The following is a 20,534-nucleotide window of genomic DNA, read 5'->3' as shown; positions in this document are numbered from 1 at the left end:
CGCGCCCCGCCGCGCGCCCGGCGGCAGGCGGCCCGGAACGCGGGCGGGCGAGAGCGCGCGCGGCGGGAGGGGTGCGGCGGGCCGCGCCGCAGGCCCGCTGCGGTCAGCCGTCATTGAAACTGTAGCCCGCGCCATAAAGCGTCTCGATCGCGCTGAATTCGGGATCGACGCTGCGGAACTTGCGGCGCATTCGCTTGATGTGGCTGTCCACGGTCCGGTCGTCGACGAAGACGTCGTCGGGATAGGCCGCATCCATCAACTGGTTGCGGCTCTTGATCACGCCGGGCCGGGCGGCGAGTGCTTCGAGGATCAGGAACTCGGTCACGGTGAGGCTGACCGGGCGATCGTCCCACGTGACGTGGTGGCGCGCGGGGTCCATGAACAGCCGCCCGCGCGCGATGGTCGGATGCGCCGCCTCGGCCCCACCGCCTTCGCCGCTGCTCTCGCCTCCTTCTGCGCCGCTCGCGCGAAGCGGTTCGGCCCGCCGCAGGATCGCCCGGATGCGGGCAATCAGCAGGCGCTGGCTGAAGGGCTTGGAGATGTAATCGTCCGCACCCAGTTCCAGCCCCGCTTCCTCGTCGCCCTCGTCGTCCTTGCTGGTCAGGAAGATGACCGGCAGCGGCGAATGTTCGCGCACGCGGCGCAGCAGTTCCATCCCGTCCATCTTGGGCATCTTGATGTCGAACACGGCAAGGTCGGGCGGATTGTCGAGCAGCGCCTTGAGCGCCGTCTCGCCATCCGAATAGAGCCGCGTGACGAAGCCTTCGGCCTGGAGCGCGATCGAGACGGTGGTGAGGATGTTGCGATCATCGTCGACCAGCGCGATTTCGCCGCCCTTGGGAGCGCCGGTCGCAGGGGCGGCTTGGCCCTGCGCCGTCACGGGCGGGGGCGGGGACGCGGGCCGGGGCGCGTCCGCGGAGACGGGCGCATCGGGGCCGGGGGGCGGTCCGCTTGCGCCGCTTGCCTCGTCGCTGCCAGACATTCGTGCCTTCCTCTCTCGCGCGCTCTGCCCCCTCGTGCCGGATTAGCGCGCGCGCCCCGTCAGGGCAACGCCGCGGGGCCTGCCGCGCGCCTGCAGGGCGGTCCGCACGAGCCTCGCCCCGGCCTGCCGCAGCCCGGTTTGACGGAGCCGCGGCGCGCCCCTATGCCCAAGCGCCAAGGGGGTCTGGACCATTGCGAATCGCTCCGCATTCGTGAGGTGCGATTGTGCATTCGCCGGCCTTCCGAAACGAAGACGAATATGACGGCCCGCATCAGCACCATCCGGATCAGGAGATCAAGAAGTTGACCCCGCTCGCCCATTCGCTTGCCGGCCAGGGCATCGAGACCCCGGCCGAAATCCACCCCAATCTCTCCACCCCAGAACTGGTCGAGGCCGCGCTTGCCAATGGCGAGGGTTCCCTGTCGAAGCACGGCGCGCTGGTGGTGAAAACCGGGGCGCACACCGGGCGCAGCGCGAAGGACAAGTTCATCGTGCGCGACGCCGAAACCGAGGACAGCGTGTGGTGGGGCAAGGTCAACGTGCCGATGACGCCCGAACATTTCGCCGCGCTGAAGGCCGATTTCATGAAGGCGGTGGCGCAGAAGGAAAAGCTCTACGTCGCCGACCTGTTCGGCGGGTCGCAGCCGGAACACAGGGTGAATGTCCGCGTCATCAACGAGCTCGCCTGGCACAACCTGTTCATCCGCACCCTGCTGGTCCGTCCGACCACCGATGAACTGGCGGATTTCGCTCCCGAATACACGATCATCGACCTGCCGAGCTTCCGCGCCGACCCTGAACGCCACGGCACCCGCTCCGAGACGGTGATCGCGGTCAATTTCTCGGAAAAGCTGATCCTCATCGGCGGCACGAAATACGCCGGCGAGATGAAGAAGAGCGTCTTCGGCATCCTCAACTACCTGCTGCCGACGAAGGGGGTGATGCCGATGCATTGTTCGGCCAATATCTCCGCCGACGGCAAGACCAGCGTCTTCTTCGGCCTGTCGGGCACGGGCAAGACGACGCTGTCGGCCGATGCCAGCCGCACGCTAATCGGCGATGACGAGCACGGTTGGTCGGACACCGCGGTCTTCAATTTCGAAGGCGGCTGCTATGCCAAGATGATCCGCCTGTCCGAAGAGGCCGAGCCGGAAATCTACGCCACGACTCGCCGGTTCGGCACGGTGCTCGAAAACGTGGTAATGGACCCCGACACGCGCGAGCTGGACCTCGACGACAACTCGCTCGCCGAGAACACGCGCGGGGCCTATCCGATCGATTTCATCCCCAACACGAGCGAAAAGAACCTCGGCCCCGTGCCGTCGAACGTGGTGATGCTCACCGCCGATGCCTTCGGCGTGCTGCCTCCGATCGCGCGGCTGACGCCGGAGCAGGCGATGTATCACTTCCTGTCGGGCTACACCGCCAAGGTCGCCGGGACCGAGATCGGCGTGACCGAGCCGGAAGCGACCTTCTCGACTTGCTTCGGCGCGCCCTTCATGCCGCGCCATCCGAGCGTCTACGGCAATCTCCTGAAAGAGCGGATCGCCTCTGGCGGGGTGCAGTGCTGGCTCATCAACACCGGCTGGACCGGCGGGAAATACGGGGTCGGCAAGCGGATGCCGATCAAGGCGACCCGCGCGCTGCTCAATGCCGCGCTCGACGGGGATCTCGACAATGTCGAGTTCCGGCAGGATCCCAATTTCGGCTTCGACGTGCCGATCTCGGTCCCGGCGCTGTCCGAGGCGGGGATCGAGCAGTCGATCCTCGACCCGCGCAGCACATGGGACGACAAGGCCGATTACGACGCGACCGCGGCGAAGCTGGTGCAGCTCTTCATCGACAACTTCGCGGAATTCGCGGAGCACGTCGACGAGGGCGTGCGGAAGGCGGCGCCGGTCGCGGCCTGATCGGGCGGGGCGCTCCCCGCCGAAAACAGGGAGTGTCCTTGCACCGGAAAATCAGCCTGTCATCATCGCGTCCCGCGCGCGAATCCCCTTCGCGCGGTCACCAGAGGGAGGACGGGTATGAGCGTGCTCGACGGTATCCTTAAGAATGTGGGCGGGGCGCCCGACGACGTGGCCAATCTCGCCAGCAAGGTCGGGATCGACCCGGGGCTGGCGGAAAAGGCTATCGCGGTGCTGTCGCGCACGCACCAGATGGACGGCGACACGGTCGAACTCGCCTCGCAGCGCACCGGGCTCGACACCGGGGTCCTGTCGCAGATCGTGGCGCAGATCGGCGGCGAGGGCTCGCTCGGCGAATTCGCGCGCATGGTGCAGGACGATCCGTCCTTGCTTGCGGGGCTGCTCGATTTCGACGGCGACGGCAATCCGATGGACGACATCGCCGGCATGGCGAAGGGGCTGTTCGGCGGGAAGGGCTGACCGGGTGCGGGCGAGGCTCAGTCGCCCTCGCCTCCGCCCCCGTTATCCCCGTCATCGCCTTCCTTGTCCCCGGCCTCGCCTAGGTTCTTGAAGGTCACGCGCCGCCCGTCGGGCACTTTCTCGAGGACAGCGATCATCTCGCGCGCAGTCGCCGCGCGGCTGCCGCCGTGCGGATCGGCCGCGACCGGCGCGAGCAGGTAGCGCGCGATGGCCGGCTGTCCCTCGCCCGCTTTCATCACCGCGACTTCCATCGCAAGGTTCTTGTCGAACGGGGCGAGCTGCGTCGCCCGCTCGATCGCGAAGCGCGCGTCTTCGGGCGGGCTGATCCCCTGCCGCGTGAAGCTGCGGTAGTAATAGATCAGCGGCTGGGTGTGGTTCGTCTCGAGCGCGTTGAGGGCCTCGAACGGAGCCATCGCAGCGGCAAAGGCGGCTGCGGCATCCTGCGCCGCTTCGGCCTTACGGAAGAGGGCATAGCCCTGTTGGACATAGGCGTTGGTCACGGAAGGATCCGCCGCGATGGCGCGCCTCGCAGCGGCAATCGCCGCGTCGTCGTTCCCGGCGTCGTATTCCGCCTCGGCGAGCGCTGCCAGCACCTCCGCATCGCCCGGATAGCGCTCCGCGACCGCGCGGGCATCGGCGACCACCTCGGCGGCGAGTTCCTCGTCGACCCCCCGCTTCGAGCGCAGGATCACGTCCATCATCGCCGCGTGCCCTTCCGACAGCGGCTCGACCCGGACCGCACCGATCCGGATGTCGTCCGCGGCAAAGCGCATCCCGGCCATGCGGCGCTGGGTGGCGTAGGCGTGGAGTTCCTTTTCGAGCCTGCCAAGGTCGCCGAAAATCGCCTGCGCCGCCTCGAGAGACCCGGCCCCCTGCGCGACCGCCTGCCAGTAGGTCGCAAGCTGGCCCGCGCGCGAGGGCTCGAAGCGCAGGTAGTGATAGAGCAGCCACGCCTTGCCGTAATAGGCATCGTAGCGATTGCCCTTGTTCTCCCGGTAGAGCTCGTAATCGAGCAGTTCGGCGAGCGACACGGGCGCGGCCTGGCTCAGTTCCCACGCGCGGTCGTTGTTGGGCAGGCCGATATCGACCGATCCGTCCTCGTTGAACCGCGCCGAGGAGAAATATTCCGCCGCCCCTTCGCTCAGCCAGCTCGGCATCGCATGGCGGGCCGAGCCGATCAGGAAATGGTGCGCATATTCGTGCAGCAGCGTCGACAGCGCGGGGTCCACGCCGACATTGACGCTGCGCGAATAGCGCGTGCCGACCCGCCCGCGGCCCGCATCGCGCACGCGCACGCGGACATTCGGGACGAAGGCGACCGACCCGTTGGCGCGCGGGATGTAGAAGCCCCCCACCGCCGAGCGCCGCGAGCCGTAGAGCCGTTTGAGGTCGTCGCGGCTGCCGACCATGTAGACGGTGAGCCGGCTCGACGGGCTCGGCACGGGAACCTGCCGCCCGGTCTCGAGCGAGAGCGCGACGTGGTAGCGTTCGAGCGTCTCGGCGAATTCGGCAAGATCATCCGCGCGCGAATCGGAATAGATGATGAAACGCTCGCTTTCGGCCCGGTGCCATTCGGCCTGCGCAGGCACGGCGAGAACGAGCGCGGCGGCGAAAAACGCGGCCGCGCGGGCGAAAAGGCGCGCGATGTCGGTAATCATGAGTCCCCCCTTGAGCGTCTGCGATACGCTGGTCGGCAGGCGGGACTATAACGAGGCGGTTTTACATTGCCACCTCGAAACCTCGATTATTGAAGCACTTGGCAAGACCGCGCGGCGCGAGCGACCTTACCCGCGCGCCTCGGCGATATATCGGCTCACCGTGTTCTCGACCACGTTGAGGGGCGCATTGCCGCCGAGGATCACCGCGGTGTTGAAATCGCGCAGGTCATACGCTCCGCCGAGCGCCGCCTTCGCCCGCGCGCGTTCCTCGACGATGCGGGTGTGGCCGACCTTGTAGCCGCAGGCCTGCCCCGGCCAGCTGCAATAGCGATCGACTTCGGATGCCACTTCCTCGGCTTTCGACCCGTTCTCCTCGACGAAGAAGCGGCGGCCTTCCTCGCGGGTCCAGCGCTTGTGGTGCAGCCCCGTGTCCACCACCAGCCGGCAGGCGCGGAAGGCGAGGCTCTGCAGGTAGCCGAGCCGCCCGACCTTGAAATCGTCATAGGCGCCGAGTTCGTCGGCGAGCTGCTCGCCATAGAGCGCCCAGCCTTCGCTGAACGCGTTGAAGGCGAGGATCGAGCGGATCAGCGGCAGGCGGTTGGAAAACTCGCCTTCCCACACGTGGCCGGGGATCGTCTCGTGATAGGTCAGGTCGGCCAGGTCGTACTTGCGGTGCAGGTCCGTGGTGCGCAGGTTGATCCACATCCGGCTGGGGATCGTCCCGTCCTTGCTGCCCGCCCCGCCATAGGCGCCCGGCGCGCCCGGCTCTTCGGCGAGCGGCAGACGGCGCACTTCGAGATTGGGATCGACCAGCTGAGTGAAGGCGCGCGGCATCTGCGCCCTGATCCAGTCGATGCGCTCCTTGATGAAGGCCATGATTTCGGCGCGGCCCGGATCGCCCGGCGCGAACTGGTAGCGCGGGTCTTTCGACAGCGCCTGCATCCGCTCCCCGACCGAGCCCTTGGTGTAGCCGATTTCCTTGAGGATCGGGTCCATTCTCCCGTGCAGCTCGGCCAGTTCGGCAAGCCCCTGTTCGTGGATTTCGTCGGGCGACAGCCTCGTCGTGGTCGAGGCGCGGATCGCCCAGTCGTACCATTCCTCGCCGCGCGGGCGGGCCCACATCCCGGCATCGTCGGTGGCAAGCGCGCGCTGGGCCTTGAGCTCCTCCAATTGCTTGTCGAGCGCGGGCGCGATGTCGAGCCGGCTGATTTCGCGCGCCATCTCCACCTGCTGGTCGAAGGAGCCGTCGGGCACGTTCTGCGCGATGCCCTCGGCGAGCGGGCCGGCATAGGGCGTGCCCTCGTTCGCGGCAGCGATGCTCGCTTCCATCTGGGCGATCGCCTTGTCGAGCAGGAAGGAAGGCGGCACCACGCCCATACCCCGCGCCTCGCGCATCCGCTCGCGCTCGGCATCGAGGATGGCGGGAATCTGGCTGAGGCGATTGAGGTAGAAATAGACGTCGGATTTCGAGCGCACCGGCTGGGTCGAACCGAAGAAGCGCGGGTAGTCGATATAGCCGCCGACGTTCTGGATGACGACATAGGGCGCGTTGCGCCAGCTTCCCACCGCGACTTCGCCATAGGGCAGCGCCATGCCCTCCAACGCGCTGGCGAAGGCGGTTTCGACGACCTCGAAGCCGACCCGCTCGTCCGCGCTCATCCCTTCGCGCGGAAAGGCGCGCGCCTGTTCGAGCGAGCTGCGCAGGGTCGCTGCATAGGCTTCGCGCCCCTCCTCGCCAAGCGTGCCGAACGTCCCGCGCCAGCCTGCGAATTCGCCGTTGTCGATGCCCAGCCCGGTCGCACGGCCCGGTTCGTGTTCGAGCATGGCGTAGGCGATCTTGTCGAGCATCTCGCCCGGCGTCAGCGTCGCCGGAGGCGCATCGCGCAGGCTCGGCTGGGAATATCCGGCAGCGCAGCCCGGCAGCAGGGCGAGCGCCGAGACGCCGCCAAGCGTGCCGAGCGCCTCGCGGCGGTTGACGGGGCGGGCGGCGATGGTGGTGGGGGTGCTCTCTCTCATGCCCGCGGGTGTTAAAGGCCGGGGGCGAGGTGTCAATCGCGCGGCCCGGCGCGCTTGATCCGCGCGCGCTCGGCGATCATATCGCGCGCGGCCCATTCGCCGCTAAGGACACCTGATGAACACCGACATCGTGCTTTCGATCGTGATGCTGGCGGCGCTCGCGCTGCTCGCCGGGGCCTTCGTGCTGTGGCGGCGCACGGGCGAAGTCAGGAACCCCGCGCTGATGGTGGTGCTGGCGCTGGTCGCGCTCGCCAATGTCCTCATCTGGACCGTGCCGGGCGAGGACGGGACGCGGCCATTGGACGGATTGGAGGAGGCCGGGAAGGGCTGAGCCTCCCCGGCCCCGCCATCAATCGGGGATCTTCCAGTTGATCGCGTTCGAATAGCTCCCTGCGACGCGGTTGCCTTGCGCATCGCGCGCCGGTTCGAAGCGCGCGCGGCGCTCGATCAGGCGGCAGGTGGCGGCATCCAGCTCGGCATGGCCGGACGAGCGCGTGATGGTGCATTCGCCGACCTTGCCCGAAGGTTCTATCGCGAGCGTGAAGCGCGCCGTGCCGCTCATCCCTTCGCGAATCCAGCGCGCGCGATAGTCGGCATCCGTGACCCATTCGCGGGGATTGCCGCGCGGCTTCGCGAGCACCGGATCGGCGAAGGACGGGCCGGGCGGCAGCCCTACGGGGCCGATGTCGCCGATGTCCCCGATCGCTTCGCCCGCGCCGGGGAGGCTTTCGATGGGCGATGCTTCGCCGAAGTCGAAAGCGCTGTCGACGGGCCGGTCGGGCCGGGGCGGAAGGATCAGGTTGTCGCGGTTCGCGGTCGCGGCGGGATCGACGGGCCGCTCGGGCCTTGCGGGCTCGGGCGGGACCTCGACCAGCACCGGCTTGTCCTCGATCTGGGTCGCCTCGGGGTTGGGCACGAATTCGGGCGCGACGACGGTGACGGCGAGGCCGGCGACGAGCAGCGTGGCGATAGCGGTCGGCACGCCGAGCGCGCCGGCAAGCGCGGCCGGGTTCGGCTTCGCGCGGGATGCGACATAGTTCATGAAAGGCTCCTTTCCCGTTGCCTCCTGGGCGGCGGGCCGTAGGGGACGGCCCGCTCGACAGGGAGGCTATAGTCAAACGGGAAGGAAACGAAGTTGTTTCGAGTTGCGCTTTGCGACCCGTCGCGGATTGAAACCAATCCTACTTGCGCAATTTAATTACGCAAAGAATAAGTTTCGGAAAGACCCCGCATGTACGACGTCACTTTATGGGGCAGTCGGGAGAAAGCCGGAAATCGAGGTAATTGTCGACCGAACCCATCAATTCCTCGAGCTCGTTCTCGAAGAAATGGTTGGCGCGCGGTATTTCCTCATGGTGGATGGTGATGTGCTTCTGTGTGCGCAGCTTGTCGACCAGCTTCTGCACCGCCGCGGGCTGGACCACGGTGTCGGCCGCGCCCTGGACGAAGATGCCCGAGGCCGGGCAGGGCGCGAGGAAGGAGAAGTCGTACATATTCGCAGGCGGCGCGACCGAGATGAAGCCGCGCACTTCGGGGCGGCGCATGAGAAGCTGCATCCCGATCAGCGCGCCGAAGGAATAGCCCGCAACCCAGGTGGTCTGCGCTTCGGGATGGATCGACTGCACCCAGTCGAGAGCCGAAGCCGCGTCGGACAACTCGCCCACGCCCGAATCGAAGCTGCCCTGCGAGCGCCCGACCCCGCGGAAATTGAAGCGGAGCGTGGCGAAACCTCGGTCGGCGAAGGTCTTGTAGAGCCGCTGCACGATCCGGTCGTTCATCGTGCCGCCGCCTTCGGGATGCGGGTGGAGAATGAGCGCGACCGGCGCGCGCGGGCGCGGCGGGGGGGAGAAACGGCCTTCGAGGCGGCCTTCGGGGCCGGGGAAGATGACTGAGGGCATCTGGGTGTGAACCTTGCGTAGAATCGATGGCGGACGACCGGTTGGTCCCCGCGAAAGCGCGCTCTATATAGGCCGCGATGGCAATTTCGCAATTTTTTGTCGGGTGATCCCAGCGTGACGCGCATCTATCTCGATCACGCCGCGACCTCGCCGCTGCGTCCGGAGGCGAGGCGCGCGATGGAGGAAGGCTTCGCGCAGTGGGCGAACCCGTCGAGCCCCCATGCCGAAGGACGCAAGGCGAGGGCGGCGCTCGAGGACGCGCGCGCGCGGATCAAGGCGGCGCTCGGCTGGCAGGGCGAGCTGATCTTCACCAGCGGCGCGAGCGAAAGCGCCGAGCTTGCCCTGACCCGCGCCAAGGCGCGCGCGCGGCTGGTGAGCGCTCTCGAACACGACGCGATCCTCAAAGCCGCGCCCGATGCCGAGCGCCTGCCGGTCCGCCCTGATGGCGCGCTCGACCTCGACACCTTGCGCGAAGCGGTGCAGCGCGAGCGCCCGCTGGTCGCGGTGCAGCAGGTCAATTCGGAAACCGGCAACCGGCAGGACCTCGCAGCCATCGCCGCCATCGTCCACGAGGCTGGCGGGCTGCTGCTCGCCGATTGCGCGCAAGGGGCGGGTAGGTTCGCGCTGCCCCCTTGCGACATGGCCATCGTCTCGGCGCACAAGTTCGGCGGACCGATCGGCGTGGGCGCGTTGCTGGTGCGCGATTACGCGATGCTGGAGCCTTCCGGCGGGCACGAACGCGGATACCGGCGCGGGACCGAGAACCTGCCCGGCGCGCTCGGCATGGCGGCCGCGCTCGAGGCCTGCGGCGAGCCTTACGTCGCGCCCGACGTGCTCGAACCCTTCGAGGCGCTGGCCGCGGACTGTCGCGCGCTCGGCGGGACATGGCTTGGAGATACTCTTGCGGACCCCACGCCCTATGTCCGAGCGCTCGCCATGCCGGGCATGAGCGGGAGCGCGCAGGTGATGCGCTTCGACATGGCGGGCTTTGCCGTCTCGCAGGGCTCGGCCTGTTCGTCGGGCACGATGAAGACGAGCCACGTTCTCGAGGCAATGGGGCTCGATGCGGGCATCGCCGCGAACACGATCCGCGTCTCGGTCGGCTGGTCGACGACGCGCGAAGAGGTGGAGCGGTTCTGCGAGCAATGGCGGGAGTTCGCGCGCGCATGATCTACCTCGATTACCAGGCCACCACCCCGCTCGCGCCCGAGGCGCGCGAGGCGATGCTGCGCTGGCTCGAAGGGCCGGAAGGGAGCGGCTTCGGCAATCCGCACAGCGCGCACCGCATGGGCCGCTCGGCCTCCGCCGCGGTCGAGGCGGCGCGCGAACGGGTCGCCGCGCTGCTGCCGCCGGGCGGGCGCGTGGTCTTCACCAGCGGCGCGACCGAGGCGCTCAACACCGCGCTTCGTGGGACAAGCGGCGACGTGCTGACCTTCGCCACGGAACACGCCGCCGTCCTCGACTGCGCGCGGCCCGTGGAGGCGACTGGGAGAGGCTTTGCCGTGCTGCCGGTGGAGCGGGACGGGCGCGCGGATCTCGCCGCGCTCGAAGGCGCGATTGGTCCCGATACCGGCCTCGTCGCCGCCATGGCGATCAACAACGAGATCGGCACGCGCCATCCCCTTGCCGAAATCGCGCGGGTCGCCCGGCAGGCAGGCGCGTTGGTGCTGGTCGACGCGGTGCAGGCCTATGGCCGCGTGCCCCTGACCGAGCTCGATGCCGACATGATCGCGATCTCGGCGCACAAGATCCACGGGCCCAAGGGCATCGGCGCGCTGTGGGTGCGCGATGGGGTGGAACTCGCACCATTGATGTTCGGAGGCGGGCAGGAGGCGCACCTGCGCTCGGGCACGCTTTCGCCCGCGCTGTGCGCCGGCTTCGGCGCGGCCGCCCAGATCGCCGAGGAACGCATGGCCGAAGATGCCGAGCACGTCGAGGCCCTGTGGACCCGCGCGCGCGAACTCTTCGCGGACTGGACCCTCAACGGCAGCGCCACCGAAAGATGGCACGGCAATCTCAATATCCGCCGCGAGGGGCTGGACGTTGCCCGCCTGATGTCCGATTGCCGCAATGTCATGTTCTCCGCCGGGAGCGCCTGCGCCAGCGGGTCGGGCCGACCGAGCCATGTGCTGACCGCCATCGGGCTCGGCGAGCGCGAGGCGAAAAGCTCGATCCGGCTCGGCTTCGGGCGCTACACGCGCATGGACGACATAGAACAGGCGGCAGGCGCGATCGTCGATGCCGCCGGAGGGCAGTGGCCGTGAGCATAAAGGTGAAATTCATCGCCCCCGATGGCCGCGTGGTCGAAGCCGAGGCCGAGCCGGGCGACAGCCTGCTGCGCGTCGGGCAGGCGGCGGGCCTGCCGCTCGAAGGGACGTGCGAGGGCCAGATGGCGTGTTCCACCTGCCATGTCGTCGTTGCGCCCGAATGGTTCGAGCGGCTTTCCGAGGCGAGCGAAGAGGAAGAGGATATGCTCGACTTCGCCGCCGGCGTGCGCCGGACGAGCCGCCTGTCCTGCCAGATCGAATTGACCGAGGCGATGGACGGGCTGACCGTCACCGTGCCGGGCGAAAGCGTCGACGCGCGGCGGATGTAGGCGGTAAGGGCGCGTGCGGCTTCGGGAGTACCTGTTGGGACGGCGCGTCACGCTTCATTCGCCGCTGCCGCCCGACGAGGCCGCAAGGCGGATCGACCGGACGGCAGGCCCGGTGTGGTCCTTCGCGCATCACGGTGTCGCGGGGTGGGCGCGGTTCGGTTTCGTTCGGCTGGTCTGGAGCATCCCCATGTTCGAAAACGGCTTTCGTCCGGTCTTCGCGGGCAGGCTGGTCGCCACGGGCAAGGGAACGCGGCTTACGGCGTCCTATGGCGCGAGCGGTTTTCTGCGCGTGTTCCTCGCCGTGTGGTACGGGCTTTTCGGCATCATCTCCGCAAGCCTGATCCTGTTACCGGCCAGCACCAGGCATGAAGACGCAGGACCGCTGCTCGTCGCCGCGGCAGCGATGGCGCTCGCAGCGGTTCCGATCGCCTTCCATCTGATCTTCAACCGTAAGGCGGATGCGCATTACGAGGAGATGCTCGGCTTTCTTGCTCGCGAGGCCAAGTTCGGCTGAGCCCGTGTTGTCCTAAGTCTTGGCAGCCGGAAGCCGCTCTGCGCGCCGGAACGCCCACGGGCGCACCTCGTTCAATCACTTGCATGGAAGAGAACACCCACGAAGCGGACCAGACCTCCAAACGCACCGGCGCGGTGCGCAACGCGTTGCTTGGCGCGGTCGCCTTCGCCGCGGTTTTCTGGCTGCTGATGGAGACGATGACCATCTCCATGCCGTTCTTCGCCGCGCTGCTGCTGGCGCTGGGCGTGTGGCCGCTGGTCGAGCCGATCCGCGAGGCGATGCCGCCGCGGCTCAAGTGGACCGGGGCGCTGGCGGGGATGCTGCTGGTGGTGGGTATCCTCGCCGCCTTCCTCTTCGGCCTCGGCCTTGCCGCGCAGCAGGTCTACGGCCTTGCGCAGGATGTCGGCCCGGCCCTGCGCGAGAGGCTCGGCGCGTTGCCCGGCCCGATGCCCGATTTCCTCGACGGATCGCCCGGCGGGAGCGCGCTGTCGGCCGACGGCCCGCTGGTGTCCACCGCCCTGACCGCCCTCGATATGACCGCCAGCACTCTGGGAGGGCTCATCCTCATCGTCTTCCTGATGCTGCTGATGCTGACCGAGGCGGAGAACTGGCACAGCAAGATCCTCACCCTGTCGAGCCAGGGCGGCGACCGGCGCTGGATCGAGATCGGGCGCAGCGTCGGGCAGAAATTCCGCGCCTATTTCACCACGCGCTTCATCGTCAGCCTTATCAGCGCTGCTCTTTATATAGGCTGGCTGGCGCTGTTCGGGGTCGATTACCTCGTCCTGTGGGCTGTGCTGACCGTGCTGCTCAATTTCATTCCCACGGTGGGGTCGATCATCAGCGGAGTGCTGCCGGTGTTCTACGTTCTGGTGACCCGCGACCTCGGCACGGCGGCGATCATCGGCGGGGGCCTGCTTGCGATCGAGCAGGTGATCGGCAATTTCCTCGACCCCAGGCTGATGGGCAAGCGGCTCGCGATCTCGCCGCTGGTGGTGCTGGTCGCCCTGATGTTCTGGTCGATTATCTGGGGCATTCCCGGCGCACTGTTGGCCGTGCCTCTGACGGTCCTGCTGACCATGGTGATGGCCCATTTCGACCGGACCAAGGGCTTTGCCCTGCTGCTGACCGATTGTTCGACCATGGAAGAGCTCGAGGAATACCGCAGCCCCGACTGAGGCGCGGGCGGGCAGCAAAACCCCGCCGCACCAATGGCGCGACGGGGCGCTTGCCACGACCGGCCCCGCAGAGGGGAGGTCGGGACCGGCCGCGGCTTTGACTGTGTCGAGCCGGGCCGGATCTGGGCTGGCTCAGGCGTTCTCGCCGACGCGTTCCATTCAGGCGTTCTCGCCGACGCGTTCCATCGCGAGCGCTTCCTTCAGGGCAGCGGCGAACGCGCCGATATCGTCCGGCTTGCGGCTGGTGATGATGTTGCCGTCCACCGCGACTTCGCGGTCGACCACATCGGCTCCGGCATTGGCGAGGTCGGTGCGCACCGAGGGCCAGCTCGTCATGGTCCTGCCCTTGGCGATGCCTGCCTCGATCAGAAGCCAGGGCGCGTGGCAGATCGCGGCAACCGGCTTTCCGGCGGCATCGAATTCGCGCACCAGTTCGATCGCGCGGGGCTTCAGCCGCAGCACGTCTGGGTTGATCTGGCCGCCGGGGAGCATGAGGGCGTCGAAATCGCCGCTCGAAACCTCGTCGAGCGTGATGTCGACATCGACGCTGTCGCCCCAGTTGTCCTTGTCCCAGCCCTTGATCGAGCCGTCTTCGGGGCTGGCGATGGTCACTTCGGCGCCGGCATCGGACATGATATCGCGCGGCTTCGTCAGTTCGGACTGCTCGAAACCGTCGGTGGCGATGATCAGGATGCGTTTCATATCGGGGGTCTCCTTTTAAGCGTTTGAGCAATCAACGGAAAAAGGAGAAGGCGCGTTCCGCTTCCTTCGCTCGTGCGTTGTTCTGTCTCGGCGGGGCGTGAACCGCGGGCGTCGATGCGCGGTGCATGGCGGTGCGAGACTGTGGAAACGCCTCTCCCACGGGCGTGCGAGGCTTGCTAGAGGCTTTTTCCATGGCAGACACGACCGCTCCGGGCGCGCCCGCGCCGCCGGAAGATCCCTTCGACCAGATCGTAGATGCGCCCTTCGATGCGGCGCTCGAGGAGCGCTACCTCGTCTACGCGCTCTCGACCATCACCGCCCGCTCGCTTCCCGACCTGCGCGACGGGCTGAAGCCCGTCCATCGCCGCCTCCTGTGGGCGATGCGGCAGTTGGGCCTGCGCCCCGACAGCGCCTTCAAGAAATCCGCCCGCGTCGTCGGCGACGTGGTCGGCAAGTACCACCCGCACGGCGACGTCGCCGCCTACGACGCGATGGTCCGCCTCGCCCAGCCGTTCTCGCTGCGCTACCCGCTGGTCGAGGGGCAGGGGAACTTCGGCAATATCGACGGCGATAACGCGGCCGCCTACCGCTACACCGAAGTGCGGCTGACGAAGACCGCGATGGAGCTGATGGCGGGCCTAGACGAGGGCACTGTCACTTTCATCCCGACCTATAATGGCGAGGAGCAGGAGCCGGAGCTCATGCCCGGCCTGTTCCCGAACCTGCTCGCCAACGGCGCGAGCGGGATCGCGGTCGGCATGGCGACCAATATCCCCTCGCACAACGTTGCCGAGATCATCGACGCGACGCTGGAGTTGATCGACAATCCCCATGTCGAACACGCCCGCCTGATGGAGCTGTTCGCCGGGCCGGATTTCCCGACCGGCGGCCATATCGTCGACAGCAAGGACGCGATTTCGGAAGCCTATGCGACCGGCCGCGGCTCGTTCCGGGTTCGCGGCGTGTTTCGCGCGCCCGAGGCCGAAGCCGAGGCCGACCGCGAGGCGGGGATCGAGCGGCTCGGCGGCGGGCAATGGCAGCTCGTCATCTCCGAAATCCCGTTCCAGGTCGCCAAGGGCAAGCTGATCGAGCAGATCGCCGCCACCATCGCGGACAAGAAGCTCCCCATCCTCGAGGACGTGCGCGACGAGAGCGACGAGGAAATCCGCATCGTCCTCGTGCCAAGGAGCCGCAATGTCGATCCCGACCTCCTCAAGGAGAGCGTCTTCAAGCTGACCGACCTCGAAACGCGCTTCGGCCTCAATCTCAACGTGCTCGACGCCAACCGCACGCCGATGGTGATGGGGCTGAAGGAACTGCTCGGCAACTGGGTCGCGGCGCAGATCGAGATTCTCCAGCGCCGCACGCGCCACCGGCTGGACCAGATAGAAAAGCGGCTCGAACTGGTCGAGGGCTACATCATCGCCTTCCTCAACCTCGACCGGGTGATCGAGATCATCCGCACCGAGGACGAGCCCAAGCCGGTGATGATGGAGGAATTCTCGCTCACCGACCGGCAGGCCGAGGCCATCCTCAATATGCGGCTGCGGTCCTTGCGCAAGCTGGAAGAAATGCAGCTGAGGCAGGAAAAGGACGACCTGCTGGCCGAGCAGGATGAGCTGACCAAGCTGCTCGAAAGCCCGGCCCGCCAGCGCACGCGGCTCAAGCGCGACCTCAAGGCGCTGCGCAAGGACTATGCCGAGGACACGGCGCTGGGTGCGCGGCGGACGAAGATCGAAGAGGCCGCGCCCGCGGTCGAATTCTCGATGGACGCGATGATCGAGAAGGAGCCGATCACGGTGATCCTCTCGCAGAAGGGCTGGATCCGCGCGGCCAAGGGCCACGTCCCGCTGGACCAGGAATTCAAGTACAAGGAAGGCGATGCGCTCGCCTTCATCGCTCACGCGCAGACGACCGACAAGCTGCTCATCGCCGGGTCTGACGGGCGGTTCTATACCTTGGGCTGCGACAAGCTGCCGGGCGCGCGCGGGTTCGGAGAGCCGGTGCGCACCATGATCGATCTCGAAGCGGAAAGCTCGATTGCCAAGATGCTTGTCCATAAAGCAGGCGGTCGGCTGCTGCTCGCGGCCTCGAGCGGGAAGGGATTTCTCGCCAAGAGCGACGACCTGCTGGCCGAAACGCGCAAGGGGCGGCAGGTGGTCAATCTCAAGGGCGGCGCGCGGCTGCAGGTGGTTCGCCAGGTCGCGGCTGAGCACGACCACGTCGCGGCAGTCGGCGACAATCGCAAGCTGATCGTCTTCAACATCGAGGAAATGCCCGAGATGGCGCGCGGGCAGGGCGTGCAGCTGCAACGCTACCGCGACGGCGGGCTGTCGGACGCGACGACCTTCCGGCTCGAGGACGGGCTGAGCTGGACGATGGGGGGCGCGCAGGGGCGTACGCGGACCGAGACCGAGATCTGGCAGTGGAAGGTTGCGCGCGGGGCGGCGGGGCGGATGCCGCCGCAGGGCTTCCCCAAGGATAACAGGTTTGACTGAGGTCTGCGGGTCTTGCGGCCGTGACCCCGGAGCAAGCGCGATGTCGAAGCCGAAGGTTCAGATGAGCGAAGCACACCTCGACGCGCACCCGGGGCGATGCGGCCCCGAGGCCGTGTGAGCGAGGACATCGCAGCGCGGATGCGCTGCGCAAACAAAAAAGGCCGGCAGGATTGCTCCTGCCGGCCCTTTTCGTCCGACCGAACGGTGCGTCCGGTTCGGTTCAGCCTCCGTGAGCGGCGGCCATGATGTCGTCGTAATTGGCGCGCGCCATGATGGTGTCGTCCTCGTCGACCCACATCAGGGTGCGCGGCAGGCTGATCAGTTCTTCCTCGACCTTGACGACGATGATCTCGCCTTCGTTCTCGATGGTTTCCACCATGCCGAGCGGCTGTTCGTCGGCGGTCACGATCGGCGCGCCGACCACGAGCAGTTCGGCGAGCTTCGCCATCGCTTCGGCTTCGGCCTTGGCGAGTTCGGCCTTGCGCGCTTCCTCGGCGGCCTTCGCCTTGGCGACCTGGTCGGCCATCATGGCGTCGATCTGGCCCTTGGTCGCCTCGACCCGGAAGCCCATGTCGCCCGCATCGTTGATCGCCCGCTCGGCAATCGCGCCGCGCGGCAGCGGAGCCTTGTAGGTGCCGGTGTCGACGGTGACGGTGGCATCGTCGGTCACGGTGACCGTGCCGATCGGGTTGCCGTCATTGCCGTAAACCGTATCGCCCACGTCCTGCGCGGAAGCCGCGATCGGGGTCGCCGCCATGGCGGTGGCCAGGAAAGCCAGCTTGGCAAGTTTCATCTGAGAGTACTCCGTTCTTCAGTTCAACGAGACGCCGCCACACGGGAGCGGGCGACGCGGGCCGGACACGCGACACCAAGCGATCCTTCGGGGCGGTGAAGCCCCGGACTGTGCCAGGTGCGGATGGATGCGCGCGAATGTTCAATGTGCAAAACGCGCAAGGGGTTCCCTAGGGAAAAATGACTTGTGTGACAACACGAGCGACCCGGCTATGCTTATGGCAGGGCGCGCATGAAGCGGTGCTGAACGCTTTATCAATCGCTTAGTCGATCTCCTCGGAAAGGATCTGTCGCACCCGCGCAGCATCGGGAAAGCCCTCCGCAATCCAGCGCCGTTCCACCGCCTGGAGAATTTTTGCAACTTGCGGCCCTGCTGCAACACCTTGCGCAACGATTTCGCCTCCCTTGAGCGGGAAGAGGGGCGGTTGCCAGCCTGCAAGCGGGCGAGCGTCCGCCCCGGAAAGGAGCAGCCGATCGACCGCGAAATCGGGTCCGGCGCGATAGGCAAGCGCATGGATGTCCGACGCATCGCCCGCGCCGCGCTCGGCGGCGTTCACCAGCCGCGCGCGCTGGGCTTTCGACAGGCGCAGGCGGGCGGCGACCGTTTCGGCGATGTCGGGCGAGGGCGGCAGCAGCGCGGCGAGGCGGCGCAGGGGCTCGGGCGCGAAGCCCTGCTCGCGCTCGGCCGCGACCAGTCGGGCGAGCGCTGCGAGGTGCGCGGCGCAGGCTTCGGGCAGGATCACGCCGAGCACGCCGCGCGCGTGCATCCGCTCCACGGTCGGATGCGGGTCGGGAAGGGCGAGAATGGCAAGCAGCTCGCTCGCGATCCGCTCGCGCGAGAGCCCCTTGAGCGTCGCGGCCATATCGGCGCAGGCTTCCTCCGCCGCTTCGTCCAGCTCCGCCCCGAAGCGCGCCTGGAAGCGGTAATAGCGCAGGATGCGCAGGTGGTCCTCGGCGATGCGCTCGCGCGGGTTGCCGATGAAACGAACCCGCCGCGCCCGCAGGTCTTCGAGCCCGCCGAAGAAATCGACGATCTCCAGCGTTTCGGGGTGGGCATAGAGCGCATTGATGGTGAAATCGCGCCGCGCCGCGTCCTCGCGCCAGTCGCTCGCATAGCGAATCGTCGCGCGCCGCCCGTCGGTCGAAACGTCGTGGCGCAGGGTCGTCACCTCGACCGGGCCGTCCTCGAGGATCGCGGTCACCGTGCCGTGTTCGATCCCGGTCGGCACGGTCCTGAGCCCGGCCTCGGCGCAGCGTTCGATCACCTCCTGCGGCAGCAGCACGGTGGCGCAATCGAGGTCATGGACCGCAATGCCGAGCAGCCCGTCACGCACCGCTCCGCCGACCCAGCGGATATTCTCCGCGCCGAGCGCGCGCGTCAGCGCCGCGAGGCCCGCTCGCTTGGTCCAGTCGGCATTGTCGAGCGTTCGGTTCACCGGCCCAATTTCCGTGAGCGGACCATTCGCGGCCCCTTATCCTCGTCGCGGCAGGAGGGTTAAGGGATTATGAGCGCCTTTCACAAGCCTTAGCGAAGGGGTCAGCCTCGCCGCGCACCGGGCATCACCTCCTCGACCGCTATCCGCCGGGCGAGGTTGGCGATGATCGCGGCGGTCACCCCCCAGATGCGAAAACCCGAATAGTCCATCTCGAGATAGCGCCGCGTCGCGCCCCGCCAGAACACCTCGTTGGCGGTCCACGCCTCCTCGTCGAGCAGCAGCGCGAGCGGAGCCTCGAACCACGCCTCGACCTCGCTCGGATGGGGTTCGAGCGGGAGATCGGGCGGTATCACGGCGAGGACCGGGGTGACGATGAAGCCGGTCCCGGTCTGATAGCGGTCGGTCTCGCCGATCACGCGCACCGCCTCGCGCGGCATGGCAAGTTCTTCGTTCGCTTCCCGCAGGGCGGCGGTGATCGCGTCCTCGCCCGGGTCGAGCTTGCCGCCGGGAAAGGCGACCTGGCCCGGATGGTCGCGCATACCTTTGGGTCGCTGGGTCAGGACGATGCCCGGCTCGGCCCGGTCGGTGACGGCGATGAGGACGGCGGCCGGGGTCGGTTCGCCGGTCGCGAAGCGGGCATCGGACAACAGGTCGGGAATGTCCCGCTCGTGCCCGCGCGCGAGGCTTTGCGAAAGCCGGTCGAACAGGTCGCCCATGGCGCGTCAGGGAACCAGCGAGAAGATCGCGCCCTGACTCGAGACGATCCATTCGTCGCCATTCGTCTCGAGCGCGATCTCGGCGAGCTGGGCATAGGTCGAACGGTTCAAGCGCGCTTCGCAGCCGCGCCGCACGCCGAGGTAGAGCGCGGGCGTGTCCGGGTCGCCCGCCGCGCGCAGGGGATTGTCGGACCCGGCGACGACCAGTTCGTCGGTGTTGAGGCGGAAAGCGATCTCGCCTTCCTTCAATGCGCAGTCGACCGCGATGAAGGCGGCGTCATCGACCTCAATCGAGAGCTGCTCGAACGGGGTCATCAGCCAGTGCTGGCCGGTGTCGTCGCGGGTCAGCAGGCCGGAAAAGGCGCGCACCATGGCCGGCCGGGTGATCGGCGAGCCTTCGTGATACCACGTCCCGTCGGCGGCGATCCGCATCGCGCTTTCGCCCAATTGCTGCGGCGCCCAGTTCTCGACCGGCGGGATCTTGCGCGCGGCGACCTGCTCTGCGATTTCGGCGAGGGTGAGTTCGGCGAGGTAGGGAGGCGGTTCGTAAGGCATGGTCGGGAAATGCGTTGCCAGATCGCCGCGTTCCCGTGAAGGGGTTTGGGCCCGTGAAGGGGTCAGGACGTGGAACCCGGCCACGGTCCCAGCATCCCCTCGTGCGGCATCGCGGCAAGCGCCGCACCGCGCGCGAGCAGGCGTTCCTGGTCATACGGGCCGGGGCAGCGCCAGCTCCGTGTATGCGCGTCGGTGAAACCCCAGCGCCCGTAATAGTCCGCATCGCCGATCAGCACCTGCGGAAAGCTCGCCCCCGTCTCCTTCGCCAGCCGCGCGTCGGCATCGAGCATCGCCGCCATCAGCCCCTTGCCGAAGCCTTCGCCCTGCCGCTCGGGCAGGACCGCGACCGGGCCGACCATGACGAGCGGGACAGAATTGCCCTCGGGCGTGACCAGCGCGATCGGCCAGCACTGGATCGTCGCGACCAGCATTTCCTCGGCATCGAGCGCGGCGAAGCTGAGCGCGTCCAGCGCCTCCATCCCGGCGCGGATGCGATAGGCGGTGCGGGCATGGCGGTCCTCGCCGAAGGCACGGTCGAGCAGGTCCTCGACCATGGCGGGCGGGACCGCGGAAAGCGGGATCAGGGTGGCGTCTTCGCCGGTCATG

The 20,534-nt window shown here is 67.7% G+C and carries 20 protein-coding genes; 9 read left to right on the top strand and 11 right to left on the bottom strand.

The features are described from left to right. Positions 1-103: 103 nt before the first annotated feature. Complete coding sequence (locus tag G9473_RS08760; protein WP_291132566.1) at positions 104-982, bottom strand: response regulator transcription factor; 879 nt, start codon at positions 980-982, stop codon at positions 104-106. A gap of 302 nt (positions 983-1,284) precedes the next feature. Here G9473_RS08760 and G9473_RS08755 point away from each other — a divergent pair, with 302 nt between their 5' ends. Then, complete coding sequence (locus G9473_RS08755) at positions 1,285-2,892, top strand: phosphoenolpyruvate carboxykinase (protein WP_291132564.1); 1,608 nt, start codon at positions 1,285-1,287, stop codon at positions 2,890-2,892. 117 nt (positions 2,893-3,009) lie between these two features. Continuing rightward, the gene (locus tag G9473_RS08750) at positions 3,010-3,369 is read left to right on the top strand and encodes a hypothetical protein (protein ID WP_291132562.1); all 360 of its coding nucleotides are present in this window, start codon (positions 3,010-3,012) and stop codon (positions 3,367-3,369) included. 17 nt (positions 3,370-3,386) lie between these two features. Here the strand turns inward: G9473_RS08750 and G9473_RS08745 are convergent, their stop codons facing one another. Both G9473_RS08745 and G9473_RS08740 read right to left on the bottom strand, forming a co-directional pair. Continuing rightward, the gene (locus tag G9473_RS08745) at positions 3,387-5,027 is read right to left on the bottom strand and encodes a DUF1570 domain-containing protein (RefSeq protein ID WP_291132560.1); all 1,641 of its coding nucleotides are present in this window, start codon (positions 5,025-5,027) and stop codon (positions 3,387-3,389) included. Between the two features lie 126 nt (positions 5,028-5,153). Further along, entirely contained in the window at positions 5,154-7,043 is a 1,890-nt protein-coding gene (locus tag G9473_RS08740) for a DUF885 family protein (RefSeq protein WP_291132559.1), read from the bottom strand. 115 nt (positions 7,044-7,158) lie between these two features. Here G9473_RS08740 and G9473_RS08735 point away from each other — a divergent pair, with 115 nt between their 5' ends. Further along, entirely contained in the window at positions 7,159-7,374 is a 216-nt protein-coding gene (locus G9473_RS08735) for a hypothetical protein (protein WP_291132557.1), read from the top strand. Positions 7,375-7,392: 18 nt separating this feature from the next. On the opposite strand, the gene G9473_RS08730 is transcribed toward G9473_RS08735, so the two are convergent. Both G9473_RS08730 and G9473_RS08725 read right to left on the bottom strand, forming a co-directional pair. Then, a complete protein-coding gene (locus G9473_RS08730) occupies positions 7,393-8,085 on the bottom strand; it encodes an energy transducer TonB (RefSeq protein ID WP_291132555.1) in 693 nt (230 codons plus the stop codon). Between the two features lie 199 nt (positions 8,086-8,284). Further along, positions 8,285-8,941 carry an alpha/beta hydrolase gene (locus G9473_RS08725; protein WP_291132554.1) on the bottom strand — a complete coding sequence of 219 codons (657 nt, stop codon included), beginning with the start codon at positions 8,939-8,941 and terminating at the stop codon, positions 8,285-8,287. A gap of 177 nt (positions 8,942-9,118) precedes the next feature. On the opposite strand from G9473_RS08725, the gene G9473_RS08720 reads away from it, so the two are divergent. The 5 genes from G9473_RS08720 to G9473_RS08700 all read left to right on the top strand — a co-directional run bounded on the left by G9473_RS08720 (position 9,119) and on the right by G9473_RS08700 (position 13,229). After that, positions 9,119-10,111: an aminotransferase class V-fold PLP-dependent enzyme gene (locus G9473_RS08720; RefSeq protein WP_291138364.1), complete on the top strand. Its 993-nt coding sequence runs from the start codon at positions 9,119-9,121 to the stop codon at positions 10,109-10,111. Then, the gene (locus tag G9473_RS08715; RefSeq protein WP_291132553.1) at positions 10,108-11,205 is read left to right on the top strand and encodes a cysteine desulfurase family protein; all 1,098 of its coding nucleotides are present in this window, start codon (positions 10,108-10,110) and stop codon (positions 11,203-11,205) included. Before G9473_RS08720 ends, G9473_RS08715 begins: the two co-directional genes overlap by 4 nt. Before the next feature lie 2 nt (positions 11,206-11,207). Further along, a complete protein-coding gene (locus G9473_RS08710; RefSeq protein WP_291138361.1) occupies positions 11,208-11,537 on the top strand; it encodes a 2Fe-2S iron-sulfur cluster-binding protein in 330 nt (109 codons plus the stop codon). A gap of 34 nt (positions 11,538-11,571) precedes the next feature. Beyond that, a complete protein-coding gene (locus tag G9473_RS08705; RefSeq protein ID WP_291132552.1) occupies positions 11,572-12,051 on the top strand; it encodes a hypothetical protein in 480 nt (159 codons plus the stop codon). A gap of 83 nt (positions 12,052-12,134) precedes the next feature. Beyond that, positions 12,135-13,229, top strand: coding sequence for an AI-2E family transporter (locus G9473_RS08700; protein WP_291132550.1), 1,095 nt, complete (start codon positions 12,135-12,137; stop codon positions 13,227-13,229). 159 nt (positions 13,230-13,388) lie between these two features. Here the strand turns inward: G9473_RS08700 and G9473_RS08695 are convergent, their stop codons facing one another. Next, positions 13,389-13,931, bottom strand: coding sequence for a type 1 glutamine amidotransferase domain-containing protein (locus tag G9473_RS08695; protein WP_291132549.1), 543 nt, complete (start codon positions 13,929-13,931; stop codon positions 13,389-13,391). A gap of 191 nt (positions 13,932-14,122) precedes the next feature. Between G9473_RS08695 and parC the strand changes: the two genes are divergently transcribed. Beyond that, entirely contained in the window at positions 14,123-16,429 is a 2,307-nt protein-coding gene (gene parC, locus G9473_RS08690; RefSeq protein WP_291132548.1) for a DNA topoisomerase IV subunit A, read from the top strand. A 220-nt stretch (positions 16,430-16,649) separates the two neighbouring features. On the opposite strand, the gene G9473_RS08685 is transcribed toward parC, so the two are convergent. The 5 genes from G9473_RS08685 to G9473_RS08665 form a co-directional block, all read right to left on the bottom strand. Beyond that, positions 16,650-17,222, bottom strand: a complete 573-nt coding sequence (locus G9473_RS08685; protein WP_291132546.1) for a hypothetical protein — start codon at positions 17,220-17,222, stop codon at positions 16,650-16,652. Positions 17,223-17,484: 262 nt separating this feature from the next. Then, on the bottom strand, positions 17,485-18,657 hold the full coding sequence (locus G9473_RS08680) for a CCA tRNA nucleotidyltransferase (RefSeq protein ID WP_291132544.1): 1,173 nt from the start codon (positions 18,655-18,657) through the stop codon (positions 17,485-17,487). 101 nt (positions 18,658-18,758) lie between these two features. Continuing rightward, positions 18,759-19,373 carry a CoA pyrophosphatase gene (locus G9473_RS08675; RefSeq protein WP_291132542.1) on the bottom strand — a complete coding sequence of 205 codons (615 nt, stop codon included), beginning with the start codon at positions 19,371-19,373 and terminating at the stop codon, positions 18,759-18,761. 6 nt (positions 19,374-19,379) lie between these two features. Then, complete coding sequence (locus tag G9473_RS08670) at positions 19,380-19,928, bottom strand: DUF1285 domain-containing protein (RefSeq protein ID WP_291132540.1); 549 nt, start codon at positions 19,926-19,928, stop codon at positions 19,380-19,382. Between the two features lie 62 nt (positions 19,929-19,990). Next, positions 19,991-20,533, bottom strand: a complete 543-nt coding sequence (locus G9473_RS08665; protein WP_291132538.1) for a GNAT family N-acetyltransferase — start codon at positions 20,531-20,533, stop codon at positions 19,991-19,993. Between the last annotated feature and the right edge of the window lies 1 nt (position 20,534).

It is taken from the genome of Erythrobacter sp., assembly GCF_011765465.1.
In the GTDB taxonomy this organism is placed as follows: Bacteria; Pseudomonadota; Alphaproteobacteria; order Sphingomonadales; family Sphingomonadaceae; genus Erythrobacter.
Note: the sequence above shows the minus strand (reverse complement) of the source record. Positions and strands in the feature narration are given on the sequence as shown.